16 protein-coding genes are annotated in these 12,534 nt (G+C 61.2%); 2 read left to right on the forward strand and 14 right to left on the reverse strand.

The features are described from left to right. The first annotated feature begins 6 nt into the window (after positions 1 to 6). Entirely contained in the window at positions 7 to 381 is a 375-nt protein-coding gene (locus PAE61_RS12415; protein ID WP_271112694.1) for a cupin domain-containing protein, read from the forward strand. Here PAE61_RS12415 and PAE61_RS12420 read toward each other — a convergent pair. From PAE61_RS12420 to yajC, 9 genes are all read right to left on the reverse strand, one after another. Then, positions 378 to 902 (reverse strand): DsbE family thiol:disulfide interchange protein, encoded by a 525-nt coding sequence (locus PAE61_RS12420; protein WP_434803134.1) that lies wholly within the window; start codon positions 900 to 902, stop codon positions 378 to 380. The two genes, PAE61_RS12415 and PAE61_RS12420, sit on opposite strands and share 4 nt — an antisense overlap. A gap of 7 nt (positions 903 to 909) precedes the next feature. Further along, a complete protein-coding gene (ccmD, locus tag PAE61_RS12425) occupies positions 910 to 1,062 on the reverse strand; it encodes a heme exporter protein CcmD (RefSeq protein ID WP_271112696.1) in 153 nt (50 codons plus the stop codon). Beyond that, positions 1,059 to 1,784, reverse strand: coding sequence for a heme ABC transporter permease (locus tag PAE61_RS12430; RefSeq protein ID WP_271112697.1), 726 nt, complete (start codon positions 1,782 to 1,784; stop codon positions 1,059 to 1,061). The genes ccmD and PAE61_RS12430 overlap by 4 nt, the downstream gene beginning before the upstream one ends. Positions 1,785 to 1,848: 64 nt before the next feature. Continuing rightward, the gene (gene ccmB / locus PAE61_RS12435; RefSeq protein WP_271112698.1) at positions 1,849 to 2,505 is read right to left on the reverse strand and encodes a heme exporter protein CcmB; all 657 of its coding nucleotides are present in this window, start codon (positions 2,503 to 2,505) and stop codon (positions 1,849 to 1,851) included. A 40-nt stretch (positions 2,506 to 2,545) separates the two neighbouring features. Beyond that, positions 2,546 to 3,178 carry a heme ABC exporter ATP-binding protein CcmA gene (gene ccmA / locus PAE61_RS12440; protein ID WP_271112699.1) on the reverse strand — a complete coding sequence of 211 codons (633 nt, stop codon included), beginning with the start codon at positions 3,176 to 3,178 and terminating at the stop codon, positions 2,546 to 2,548. Next, positions 3,175 to 3,534: an Mth938-like domain-containing protein gene (locus PAE61_RS12445; RefSeq protein ID WP_271112700.1), complete on the reverse strand. Its 360-nt coding sequence runs from the start codon at positions 3,532 to 3,534 to the stop codon at positions 3,175 to 3,177. Before PAE61_RS12445 ends, ccmA begins: the two co-directional genes overlap by 4 nt. Then, complete coding sequence (secF, locus tag PAE61_RS12450) at positions 3,534 to 4,511, reverse strand: protein translocase subunit SecF (protein ID WP_271112701.1); 978 nt, start codon at positions 4,509 to 4,511, stop codon at positions 3,534 to 3,536. Before secF ends, PAE61_RS12445 begins: the two co-directional genes overlap by 1 nt. 10 nt (positions 4,512 to 4,521) lie before the next feature. Further along, positions 4,522 to 6,186, reverse strand: a complete 1,665-nt coding sequence (secD, locus tag PAE61_RS12455; protein ID WP_271112702.1) for a protein translocase subunit SecD — start codon at positions 6,184 to 6,186, stop codon at positions 4,522 to 4,524. A gap of 12 nt (positions 6,187 to 6,198) precedes the next feature. Continuing rightward, positions 6,199 to 6,528 carry a preprotein translocase subunit YajC gene (yajC, locus tag PAE61_RS12460; RefSeq protein WP_271112703.1) on the reverse strand — a complete coding sequence of 110 codons (330 nt, stop codon included), beginning with the start codon at positions 6,526 to 6,528 and terminating at the stop codon, positions 6,199 to 6,201. A 192-nt stretch (positions 6,529 to 6,720) separates the two neighbouring features. Between yajC and mazG the strand changes: the two genes are divergently transcribed. After that, on the forward strand, positions 6,721 to 7,527 hold the full coding sequence (mazG, locus tag PAE61_RS12465; RefSeq protein ID WP_271112704.1) for a nucleoside triphosphate pyrophosphohydrolase: 807 nt from the start codon (positions 6,721 to 6,723) through the stop codon (positions 7,525 to 7,527). 214 nt (positions 7,528 to 7,741) lie between these two features. On the opposite strand, the gene trmB is transcribed toward mazG, so the two are convergent. The 5 genes from trmB to PAE61_RS12490 are packed head-to-tail and all read right to left on the reverse strand — an operon-like array spanning position 7,742 to position 12,533. Continuing rightward, positions 7,742 to 8,446, reverse strand: a complete 705-nt coding sequence (gene trmB / locus PAE61_RS12470) for a tRNA (guanine(46)-N(7))-methyltransferase TrmB (protein WP_271112705.1) — start codon at positions 8,444 to 8,446, stop codon at positions 7,742 to 7,744. 42 nt (positions 8,447 to 8,488) lie between these two features. Then, on the reverse strand, positions 8,489 to 9,271 hold the full coding sequence (locus tag PAE61_RS12475; RefSeq protein WP_271112706.1) for a hypothetical protein: 783 nt from the start codon (positions 9,269 to 9,271) through the stop codon (positions 8,489 to 8,491). Between the two features lie 55 nt (positions 9,272 to 9,326). After that, a complete protein-coding gene (locus tag PAE61_RS12480; protein ID WP_271112707.1) occupies positions 9,327 to 11,000 on the reverse strand; it encodes a ribonuclease J in 1,674 nt (557 codons plus the stop codon). Beyond that, complete coding sequence (locus PAE61_RS12485) at positions 10,993 to 11,790, reverse strand: type III pantothenate kinase (RefSeq protein ID WP_271112708.1); 798 nt, start codon at positions 11,788 to 11,790, stop codon at positions 10,993 to 10,995. The genes PAE61_RS12480 and PAE61_RS12485 overlap by 8 nt, the downstream gene beginning before the upstream one ends. Then, positions 11,790 to 12,533 (reverse strand): biotin--[acetyl-CoA-carboxylase] ligase, encoded by a 744-nt coding sequence (locus PAE61_RS12490; protein ID WP_271115150.1) that lies wholly within the window; start codon positions 12,531 to 12,533, stop codon positions 11,790 to 11,792. The genes PAE61_RS12485 and PAE61_RS12490 overlap by 1 nt, the downstream gene beginning before the upstream one ends. Between the last annotated feature and the right edge of the window lies 1 nt (position 12,534).

Here is a 12,534-nt window from a genome sequence, read left to right on the forward strand (position 1 = left end):
GATATGATGGACGACAAACACAACGATTCAGCCCGACGGTTCACCCGTGATGACTGGGCCTATAAACCCGGCGCATGGCGCGGCAGGCTGGAAGGTATCCACGCCGGAACGGATGCGACGCTTGCTTTCTATGAAACCGAGGAAATCGGACAGGGACCGGTGCTGCATGTCCATCCCTATGCCGAGACATTCATCGTGCTGGAAGGTCGCGGACGCTATCAGATCGGCGACACCGTCATTGAGGCCGAAGCCGGAGACGTTCTGGTCGGCCCGGCAAATGTGCCGCATAAATTCAGCAATCTGGGGCCGGGAAAGCTGAAAACCGTGGATATCCATCACGGTCCGGAATGGATCCAGACCGATCTGGAAACCAGGGATTAGCCACCCTCAGCCGCCAATGCCTTTTCCAGTTCGGGAAGGAAACGGTTGGTGTAATCCTCGCGGATCAGCGGGCCGGCATGGCGATAAAGGACCCTGCCCTCTCCATCCAGAATGAAGGTCTCGGGCGGTGCGGACACGCCCCAGTCAATCGCGCCCCGACCATTCGGATCGGTGGCGACGGCATGGAATGGGTTGCCGTCCTGTTCAAGGAAACGCAGCGCGTCGGACTCCTTATCTTTCAGATCCACGCCATAGACCGGCAGGCGTTTCGACAGCTCCATCAGCGTGGGATGCTCGGCCCGGCAGGGCGGACACCAGCTTGCCCAGAAATTCACCAGCTTCACGCCGGGCTGCCGCAACATCTCATCGGTCAGCATTGTATAGCCCGGCAGGGTAGTCTCGGGCAGAGGCGGCGCTTCTTGTCCGATAAAGGCCGAGGGCAGCGCACTGGGATCATCCCGGCCCATCCCCCACAGAAAGATCAGGGCAAGCGCCAGAAACAGGACTGGCGGCACCAGCATCAGAGGCTTAACGCGCATCGGGCTTGCCCTCCTGCTGAGCCAGAGCGCGACGGGCGCGGGCATTGCGGGCCACGCTTTGCCAGATGATCGCGGCCAGAAGCGCAAGGCTGATCCCATAGGCTGACAGGACGGTTCCCGCGTATTTTCCCAACTCGATCACTGACGTGCCTCCCGTGCCTGAAGAGCGGCGACGCGGCGGATCCGGATCTCAGTCCGGGTCCGGATCAGCAGCAGCGCCAGAAATAAAAGGAAAAAGCCAAGCATGGTCAGATAAAGCGGATAGCGGTAGACCGCGCTCATCCTTTCGCCCGGCGCGACGGACAGGGACGCGCCCTGATGCAGCCCCTGATTCCAGAAATTGACCGCATAGCGGCTGAGCAGCGCAAAAACTGACCCGACAAGACACAGGACTCCGGTCAGATCGGCGGCGCTGTCAGGGTCCTCGACCGCCTGCCACAGCGCGATATAGCCCAGATAGAACAGGAACAGGATCAGGAAGCTGGTCAGGCGCGGGTCCCATTCCCACCACGTCCCCCACATCGGCTGTCCCCAGATCGCGCCGGTGATCAGCGCGATCAGCGTCATCACGGCGCCGACCGGCGCGGCGGCCTTTGCGGCCAATGCGCTGACATGGTGACGTCGTACAAGCCAGATCAGCGAGGCCACCAGCATCATCAGCCAGCAATTAATCGCCATGAGTGCCGCCGGGACATGAATGAAGATGATCTTGACCGTCGCACCCTGCTTGTAATCTTCGGGCGTCAGAAAGCCCCAGATCAGCCCGGTGACGGTGCATAATGCCGCGCCTGCCACGACCCAGGGCAGTGCAATGCCCGAGCTGCGCATGAACTTGACGGGGTTGGCATATTCCCAGATCGACATGGGCTGTTCCTAGCGCGGAGCGGGGTCAGGGTGAAGTCCTTACCCGGTTTCGCTGGCGAAGTCTTTACCGCAGATTGATACGTAATGCCGCAGCCGCGGCGAAAGGGATCAGCCCTCCGGTCAGCAGCGTGATCGCGGCAAGGAAAACCAGCGGCGTTGTCGGGTCCAGAGCGGAGGAACCCGCCCGCACCGTTTCGGCCCCGAAAATCAGCGTCGGGACGTAAAGCGGCAGCACCAGAAGCGACAGCAGCAGGCCGCCCCGGCGCAGCCCCACAGTGATCGCCGCCCCGAACGCACCCAGCATCGACAGGGCGGGCGTGCCAATCAGCAGCGAAACCACCAGCCAGAGCATCGCTTCAGGCGGAAGATGAAGCAGCACCCCGAAAACCGGGGCCGCCACCGTCAGAGGCAGCCCGGTCGTCAGCCAATGCGCCAGTGCCTTCACCGCAACCGCCCCTTCCAGCGGGATCGGCGCGGTCGCCAGCAGGTCCAGAGAGCCATCCTCGTGATCCAGAGCGAAAATCCGGTCGAGCGACAGCAGGCAGGATAACAGTGCCCCCACCCAGAGGATGCCGGGGGCGATCCGCGCCAGTATCTCACCCTCTGGCCCGACGCCAAAGGGAACCAGCGTGCAGACGATTAGAAAAAAGGCCAATCCAAGCCCGAACCCGCCCCCCGCGCGGGTTGCCAGTTTCAGATCCCTCAGCAGAAGGGCGATCACCGGAGGTTCTCCGGTCCGCGATGATCAAGATGCGGGACCATCAGGCGAACGCCTCGTTGAATCCGGCAGGGGCGGAACCGCTGCGCTTGGGACGGGCGCGGAATTCGGTCAGATCGAGGATCTTCGCCTCTGGCAGCGCAAGGTCGATATGGGTCGCGATCAGCGCAGCCCCGCCCTGCGCCAGATGCGCCCGGATCAGCCCGGCGAAAAGCTGCACCGAATCCGCATCGAGCGACACGGTCGGCTCATCCAGAACCCAAAGCGCCCGGCCGGTCACCAGCAATCGCGCCAGACCCAGCCGACGCTTCTGTCCCGCCGAAAGCGCTCCCGCCGGACGGTCGGCCAGTTCCGCAAGATTCATTGCCGCTATTGCATGATCGACCTGATCGCGCCCGAAGATTTTCGCCCAGAAGAGAAGGTTTTCGCGCACGCTCAGCGCGGATTTCAGACCATCGGCATGTGCGGCATAGGCGACACTGTCGGGCGCAAGCTCTATCCGGCCCGAGACAGGCGGCTGAAGATCTGCGATCGTGCGCAGAAGCGTTGTCTTGCCGATCCCGTTCGGCCCGCGAAGAACCAGAGCCTGCCCCGCATCCAGCGTAAAGCCTATGCCCTCGACCGTCCGCATCCCACCGCGCGACACGGCAAGCTGATGGACGGAGAGCAAAGTCATACCGGGATCAGGGCGCAGGCAACCCGCCTGCCCTCTGACAATAAGACATTATAGCTGCGTGCAGCCGAGGGCGACGACATTGCCTCGGCCATCACGCCTTTCTCATCGAGAGCGCTCAGCAGATCGCGGGGCGGCATGGCGATATCCGCGCCCATGCCAAGGAACAGCACATCCACATGCCCGCCAAGCGCCAGAACCGGCGCCCGGTCGGCAAGCCCGCCCCAGCTTACGACTCCCTGCGCCGACGAAACGACGATGCCGCCTTCATGCAGCTTGCCGTTAATCCTGAAGAAACCCGTTCCATAGCCATCCACGGGCAACGCCCCGTTCGGATACTGGGCATCGGTCAGTTGCATCAGGGCGATTCCCTGAACTGCTCGGGCAGCGCATCGGGATCGGGCTTCGAGAAATCACGGTTCACACCAAGCCACAGCACGATATTCTTCGCGACATAGACCGAGGAATAGGTCCCGACGATTACCCCCCACAACATGGCGAAGACGAAGCCACGGATCACATCCCCGCCAAGAACCAGCATCGCGGTCAGCGCAATGGCCGTAGTGACGGCCGTCATGACGGTGCGCGACAGGGTTTCATTGACCGAGAGGTTCATCACCTCGATCAACGGGAGGGTCTTGTACTTGATCAGGTTTTCACGAAGCCGGTCGAACACGACCACCGTATCGTTGATCGAATACCCCAGAATGGTCAGCAAAGCAGCAATGGTGGAAAGATCGAAGCGAAGCTGCAACGCCGCGAAAATTCCCATTGTCAGCAGCACGTCATGGATGATCGCAACGACGCCGCCAATCGCGAACTGCCATTCAAAGCGCATCCAGATATACAGCAAGATCCCAACAGAGGCCGCAAGCACCGCATAGACAGCCGTCTTGATCAGCTCGCCCGACACTTTCGGGCCGACCGATTCAACCGCCGCGAAGGTGACATTCGGATCGACCTCTTTCAGCGCCGTCTCGACATCCGAAATCTGTTCGGGCGTCATCGCCTCGGTGTCTTCCACCGAGCCGATACGGATCTGGGCGACATGCCTGTCCTCGCCGAAGGTCGGATCGAATACCTCGGTGATCGAGACATCGCCGATCCCTTCGATCCCGTCCAGAGCGCTGCGATATTCGCCGATATCAAAGGCCGTGGTGCTTTCGGTGCGGATCGTCGTGCCGCCCCGGAAATCGATGCCGAAATTCAGCCCCATCGTCAGCAGCACGATGACTGAAAGCACCATCAGCACTGCCGACAACCCGAAAGTATAGACCTGATAGCGGAAGAAATCGAATTTCGTTTCGTCGGGGACGAGTTTCAGACGGAATGCCATAATATCCCCCTCAGAGAACCAGTTGCTTCGGTTTGCGGCGCTCAAGCCAGAATACGATCATCAGCCGTGTCAGGTAAATCGCCGTGAAGACCGAGCTTGCAAGCCCGATGGTCAGCGTCACGGCAAATCCCTTCACCGGACCCGAGCCGAGGAAGAACATGACCAGCCCGGCGATAAAGGTCGTGACATTGGCGTCGATGATTGCCGACATCGCCTCGCGGAAGCCGGTATCGATGGATGTCACCACCCGCTTGCCGCGCCGCAATTCCTCGCGAATCCGCTCATAGATGATGACATTCGCATCCACCGCCGTGCCGATGGTCAGCACGATCCCGGCAATGCCGGGCAGGGTCAGCGTCGCCCCGATGGCCGACATGAAGGCAAGGATCAGGATCACGTTGATCATGACCGCAACCGAGGCGAACACCCCGAACACGCCATAGCTTGCCACGACATAGGCAACCACACCGATAATCGCGACAATCGACGCGATCTTTCCCGCGTCGATACTGTCCTGCCCCAATTCCGGCCCGATCGTGCGTTCCTCAAGGAAGGTCAGTTCAGCCGGAAGCGCCCCGGCGCGCAGCAGAACCGCAAGCTGCGTCGACCCCGCGACATCCATAGCACCGGAAATCTGTCCCGAACCCGTAGTAATCGCATCGCGGATGACCGGCGCAGAGATCACCTCTCCGTCCAGAACGATGGCGAAGGGCTGGCCGATATTCGCCGCTGTATAGGCCCCGAATTTACGTGCCCCCGAAGGATTGAAGCGGAAATTCACCGCTGGCTGACCGTTCTGGTCGAAGCCCGGCGTGGCGTCGGTCAGCTCCTCGCCGGTGACGACAGGGGCTTCCTCGACGGTGTAATAGTAATTCGGCTGCTCCTGCGCCGGCAGGATGATATTCCCAAGCCCCGGACGCCCGTCAGGGTCAGAGCCGCTCTGGATCACGGGATTGAAGGTCAGCTGCGCCGTGGTCCCGATCAGCTCTTTCAACTCGGCCGCAGAGCCGATGCCAGGCACCTGAATCAGGATCCGGTCTTCGCCCTGACGCTGAATGGTCGGTTCACGCGTCCCGACCTCATCGACGCGACGGCGAACGATTTCCAGCGACTGCTGAATGGTCCGGTCATCCGTCGCCGATTTCTCGGCATCCGACAGGCGCACGGTCAACACATTGCCGGACGCACTGAACTCCATATCCGACTGGCCCGCGCCGGTCAGCGACACGACCGGAGAGGACAGCGCCCGGGCCACCTCTACCGCGCGGGCCATCTGGTCGGGGTTTCCGATCTCGACATGAAGCTCATCCTCGGGACCCGGCACCCGGCGCACCGCACCAACCGTATCGCGTTCAGCGGCCAGAGTGCGGCGCAGCTCGGGCCAGAGCGAATCCATGCGCGATTTATAGACATCCTCGGTATGAACCTCGGCCAGCAAATGCGCACCGCCGCGCAGATCCAGACCCAGATTGACCAGCCCACTGGGAAGCCAGCCCGGCCAGCGATCGATCGCGGCCTGCTGTTCGTCGGTCACGAAACCTGCGCTTTCTGCCGCGGCAAGCGCATCATTATGCGCCTCGACCCGGGAATAGAACAGATTCGGCATGGCCCAGACGAGGCCGATGACCACCACGCCCAGAATCAGGACGCGTTTCCAAAGCGGGATGTCCAACATGTCGGCAGGGCCTTAAGAATTGGCAGCGGCAGGCGGGGTCCTGTCGATCGTCTGAGCAACCGTCGAACGGACCACACGGACCTTCACGCCCTGTGCGATCTCGACCGAGACTTCTTCGTCCTTCACATCGGTAATCTTGCCGATCAGACCGCCCTGGGTCACCACCAGATCCCCCCGCTTCAGCCCCGAAACCATCTCACGGTGCTGTTTCATACGCTTCTGCTGCGGACGCAGGACCAGGAAATACATGATCCCAAAAATCGCAGCCATCATGACCAGCGAGGAGATCGCCGAACCGCCACCGGGGCCGGCGGCTTGCGCATAAGCGGGAGAAACGAACATTGACGGTCCTTTCGGAAAGATCGGGCATATGTCGGGGCAGCACGCCCCGGAATTGCGGCGCAACCTAATCTTCGCGGACGCGCTTGGCAAGGAAGCCGGGGGCCTCCTGCCGACAGATATCGGTTCCTCACCTCCAAAGATGGACTCAGGCGCAGTGCTGTGGCACGGCTTCACTGCCGCAGGAGGACCAGAATGAACGAAACGGACCGGAACCAGACCGAAATCACCCGCCTCATCGACATTATGGCGGCGCTGCGCGATCCTGAAAAAGGCTGTCCCTGGGATATCGAGCAGGATTTCGCCTCAATCGCGCCCTATACAATCGAGGAAGCCTATGAGGTCGCAGATGCAATTTCCCGGGAAGCCTGGGACGAGTTCCCCGGTGAGCTAGGAGACCTGCTTCTTCAGGTGGTGTTTCACGCACAAATGGCCGCTGAAAAGGGTATGTTCGGATTTGCTGACGTTGCAGCAAAGATCTCGGACAAGCTGATCGACCGCCATCCGCATGTTTTCGGCGATGAATCGCGCGATAAATCGGCGGCACAGCAAGTCGCAGACTGGGAAACGATCAAAGCCGCCGAACGCGCCGCCAAGGCAGAAAAAGGTGTGCTGGATGGCGTGGCGCTTGGCCTGCCGGCCCTGACCCGCGCCCTGAAGCTTCAGAACCGTGCCGCACGGGTCGGGTTCGACTGGCCCGGTGCCGGGGATGTGCTGGACAAGATCACCGAAGAAACCGCCGAACTGGTCGAAGCGCGTGACAGCGGAGATCACGCAGATATGACCGAAGAATATGGCGATCTGCTTTTCGTCATGGTGAATCTGGGACGGCATCTGGGCATTGAGCCAGAAGAGGCTCTCCGCGCGGCAAACGATAAATTCACCCGCCGGTTCCGCGCTATCGAGGCCGCGCTGCAAGCAGAAGGCCGTCGTCCCGAACAATCCACCCTCGCCGAGATGGACGCCCTCTGGGACCGTGCCAAGGAAGCAGAGCGGACATAACGCCTCCGGCGGGGATATTTTAACCAGGATGAAACCGGTTCGCGCTATTCCGGGCGGGCGGTACAGGCGGGGACGCCGATGACCGCCCAGGGTGAAAGCGTTCTGTCCGGTCGCCCGTCACTGGCCCAAACTGCTGCCGGGCCGTCGCGACAGAACGCCGATCTTCATCCTGGCGCAAATATCCCGGGGTCCGGGGCAGCGCCCCGGTCCGGCATCAGATCCTGCGGAATGACATATAGGTCGGCGAACGGCCCTCGCGCAGGGCTTTTTGTTCATAGCGTGTCGACAACCAGTCCGGCCACGCCCCGGCCCGCAGACTCTCCAGTTCGAATCCGGCCCGGGGAACTTCGTCAAGCGTCTGGCGGACATAGGATTTTATATCGGTCGCGACACGGAATTCCGCGCCGGGAGCCATAACGCGGTGCAGCGGCAGAAGATGTTCCGGCGTCACGAAGCGGCGGCGGTGGTGGCGGGTTTTGGGCCACGGGTCGGGGTAATTCAGAAACGCTTTCGCCACCGACCCATCCGGCAGCACATCCATCATGTCGCGTGCATCGCCCGGATGGACGCTGACATTTTGGACAGCAGCGGATTTGATTTTTCCAACCAGCATGGCAACGCCGTTGATATAGGGCTCACAGCCGATCACACCGACCCCGGGATAGGTCGCGGCCATGTGCACCATATGCTCTCCGCCGCCGAATCCAATCTCAAGCCAGACCGGCCGGTCATCCCCAAAAATTTCGGCTGGCGAGACAGGCCTGCGTTCGGGATTATCCGCAATCGAGATGCCTTTCGGCTGAAGCGGGCCCAGATCCTCGGCCAGATAGCCCTTCTGACTGGGCCGCAGCGTCTTTCCACGGCGGCGGCCATAGAAATTGCGATGGGTCGGGTTCGGATCGAAGGGCTTGTCGGACATGGGGTGCAGCATGTGGCAAGAGCTTGTTGCCGCGTCAAGCTCTCAGCGGCGTCTTGCGCGGATGATGAGCACGGAAAAGGCCGCGAGATACATGGCGATTCCATAGAAAGCCGCGGTAACCGCATATGGCCCATTGCCCGCGGCCAAACCGATGCCAGGCGGCAAAGCGATATTCTGCATGGCAAGTGACAGCGCCAGCGTCTCTGCCCGGCCCGCGCCGGATCTTCGGCCCGTCAGCCAGCCTGCGCAAACGGCGATTGCAGCCAGCAGCACCAATACCGGAACCATGACAAGATCATCCCGACCTGTCCGGGTTACGAGTGTGACCAGCACCACAATCCCTGTCAGGACAGAACCGAGCATGGTCAGCCTGCCCTCGATCCGCACCGCCAAAAATGACATGCGTGCGGCGAGCAGGAGCCCAAGAAGAAGCGGCAGAAGGTAGACCAGCAGAAGCGGCTGCCAGACCTCTGCAAGCTGTCCGCCGGTCCAGAAAAGCAGCATGACGGGGACGACCAGCACCGAGGACCATGCAGTAATGCAGCGTGCAAGGCCGATATGGCCTCCGGCAAGGCCGACAAGCACATGGCAGGCCATCGTTGCGGGCGCCATCGCGACAAGCATCAGCGCCGCACGACCCTCGGTAGGCAGCAGAGCCGTTCCGATCACAAAGGCAATGGCGGGAAGCGCCAGCATTTGCAGGGCAAGGCCCGGGATAGCGGCTTCGGGCATTCTGGAGATACGGATAAAATCACGACCGCGCAGCGAAAGCCCGGTCGAGAACATCACCAACGCCAGGGTGCTCAGCGCCAGAAACAGGAACATGCGCGGCCCTCCTCATACATCCCCCGCATTGACAGGCGATGAAGCGGGCCCTCTGTCAGGGCGCGAGACGGCTGATAATGACCGTGACCTCGGGCTTCTTGCCGATCTCTTCCATCGTCACCTGGCGGGTAATCTTGCGGACAGCTTCCTCCAGCTTCTGATCGTCGGCAACTGTCTTTGCATCTGCCGATTCCAGAAATTCGGACAACTCGCCCTCGATCATCTGAGCGACGGGCTGATTCGAGCGTCCCCGCTCTGGCAGACCCATCGGTTCGACCCAGGCATCGGGGAACGGATTGTCGTTTTCGTCGATAATGACGCTGACCATCGCATGACCGTTCAGCGCCATGCGAATGCGGTCACGGACAACGCCGTCCATCGCGCCGATCAGCACATTGCCGTCCAGATAGATCCGTCCGTTTTCAACCTCATCCACGATCTGAGGCGTATCGCCGGTAATATCGACAACCGTTCCGTTGGTCGCCACGATCGAGGCAATCCCCTTGCCGCGTCCGATCCCGGCATGTTCGCGCAGATGCATATGCTCACCATGCATCGGAATCAGGATCTGCGGCTTCAGAAGATCATGCACCGCCTCAAGATCGGGGCGGTTCGCGTGGCCCGAGACGTGATAGATCCCGTCATCCGCGTCATAGACATCAACCCCAATTTCCGAGAACTGGTTCATATTGCGGATCACACCGCGCTCATTGCCGGGGATGATCCGAGAACTGAACAGGAAGCTGTCGCCCTCTTTCAGCCGGATCCCCAGATAAGAGCCCCGCGCAAGCTGAGCCGTCGCCGCCCGCCGCTCACCCTGGCTGCCGGTCACGATCAGCATGACCTTATCGCGCGGCAGATCGGCGGCGTCCTCGGGGCTGATCGTGTTGGGAAAACCGGTCAATACGCCGGTTTCCTCGGCCACCTGCACCATGCGCCGCATCGAGCGGCCCAGAAGGCAGATCTTGCGCCCGGCGGCCACGCCTGCCTCGGCCAGTGTCTTCACCCGGGCCACATTGGAGGCAAATGTCGTGGCCACGACCATATTGGGCTGCACCATGACGAAATCCAGCAGCGGATTCGACAGCAATGCCTCGGACCGGCCGGGATTGGGGCTGAACACATTGGTCGAATCGCAGGTCAGAACCTTGACGCCATCGCCCTCTCCGGCGATTTCGTGCCAGAGCACCGGATCGAAGGCCTCACCGACGCCCGGCGTGCCATCCAGCTTGAAATCGCCCGTATGCACGATCCGCCCGGCAGGCGTGTCGATCAACAGAGCCGAGCTTTCGGGGATCGAGTGGCTGATCGGCATGAACTGAACCTTGAACGGTCCGGCGGTGATCACCTCGGGGCGCGGCTCATGTATCTTGACCGCATCGGTCGGCAAGCCACGCTCTTCCATCTTCATGCGGGCCAGCGTGCCGGTGAACAGGCGGCAGTGAACCGGCAGTTCAAGCCGGTCCCACAGCAGGCCCAACGCGCCGACATGATCCTCATGCGCATGGGTGATGAAAATCGCCTCGATCCGGTTCTTATTGGCCTGAAGCCAGGCGATATCGGCCATGATCAGGTCAATGCCGGGGGTCGAATCCATATCGCCGAAGGTGACGCCCAGATCGACAAGGATCAGACGCTCTTTTCCCTTGGGGCCGTAGCCATAGACATAGGCGTTCATGCCGATTTCGCCCGCGCCGCCAAGCGGCAGATAGATTAGCCGGTCAGACATTCCCCGCCTCCATATTATAATCATAGATGAGCCGGAGCCCGTGTGACGTCAGATCGTCCTCGATATTGTCGAAAACATCTGTCCCCTGTTCGAACAGGGGCGCAAGTCCTCCGGTCGCAATAACTTTCATTTCCTGCCCGCGCTCATCCCGAATGCGGCGGATAATTCCCTCGACCAGCCCGATATAGCCCCAGAATATCCCCGACTGGATGCAGGTCACCGTATTGGTGCCAATAACGGTTTCGCTGCCATTCCGGTTGGTTGGTCTGGTGACATCGACATGAGGCAGATTTGCCGCCCCCATATGCAGCGCCTCAAGGCTGAGATTAACGCCCGGCGCGATGACCCCGCCAATATAGGCACCATTATGCCCCGCCACATCGAATGTCGTCGCCGTACCGAAATCGACCACGATCAGATCGCCGCCATGCCGGTCATAGGCCGCCCAGGCATTCACGATACGATCCGGCCCGGCACTTGCGCCCGGATCGATCTGAGGCTCTGCGGGCAAAAGGCAATCGGGCTTGCCGACCACAAGCGGGCGGGTGTTGAAATAGCGGTTGCACAGCACACGCAGATTGAACACGACGCGCGGCACGGTGGATGAGATGATGCAACTGTCGATGTCCAGTTCGAAATGGGTCAGCGAGATCAGCGTCTGAAGCCAGACGTAATATTCGTCAGCGGTGCGCTTGTGATCAGTGGCGATGCGCCAATGCGACAGGAAGCGCTCTCCGTCCCAGACGGAAAACACGGTGTTGGTGTTGCCGGTATCGATACAAAGCAGCATCAGAAAAACACATCCGCTGCGGGCACGGATTGCCGGCCATTGCCGGTGCCAAGGATCAGAGCGCCCGAGGAATCGATGCCCTCGAACCGTCCTGTCAGTTCTTCCGTGCCGGTCCGCGCCGTGATGATCTCCCCCAATCTGGCCGCGCGGGCCAGAAATGCCTCGCGCACAGGATCGAAACCTTCAGTCTGCAGACGTTTTTGCCATGCTGCAAATGCCGGGGCAAGCAGATCGAGGAATTCCTCCGGCGTGACGATGATGCCGGTCTCTTGCCTGACACTGACAGGTGCGAATGCGGCTTGCGGCTCGGGCGGCGGGGCGTCAGCCAGATTGACGCCGATCCCGATCACAAGATCCGAGATCCCGTCCCCCTGCCCCGTGCTTTCCAGCAGGATGCCCGCAACCTTGCCGCCGCTGAGCAGAACATCGTTCGGCCATTTCAGCGCCAGCCGCGCAGACGGGCCGCATACCGAGACCAACGCATCCTGCAAGGCAAGCGCGGCCACGAAGGAATACAGTGCCGCCTGATTCACGTCGCCCACCGGCTTCACCACCAGAGAGGCCGCGAAATTGCCCTTCGGCATCGCCCAGCTTCTGCCGCGCCTTCCGCGCGCCGCCGTCTGCTCATGCGCTAGAATCCATGCTGATCCCGCAAGCTGCGGAGCAAGCCGAAGCGCCTCGGCATTGGTGGATGCGCAGCGTTGCAGAATATGCCGCGCCACGCCCTCGGGCCAGGTCTCCAGA

The organism is Paracoccus aerodenitrificans (assembly GCF_027913215.1).
GTDB lineage: Bacteria > Pseudomonadota > Alphaproteobacteria > Rhodobacterales > Rhodobacteraceae > Paracoccus > Paracoccus aerodenitrificans.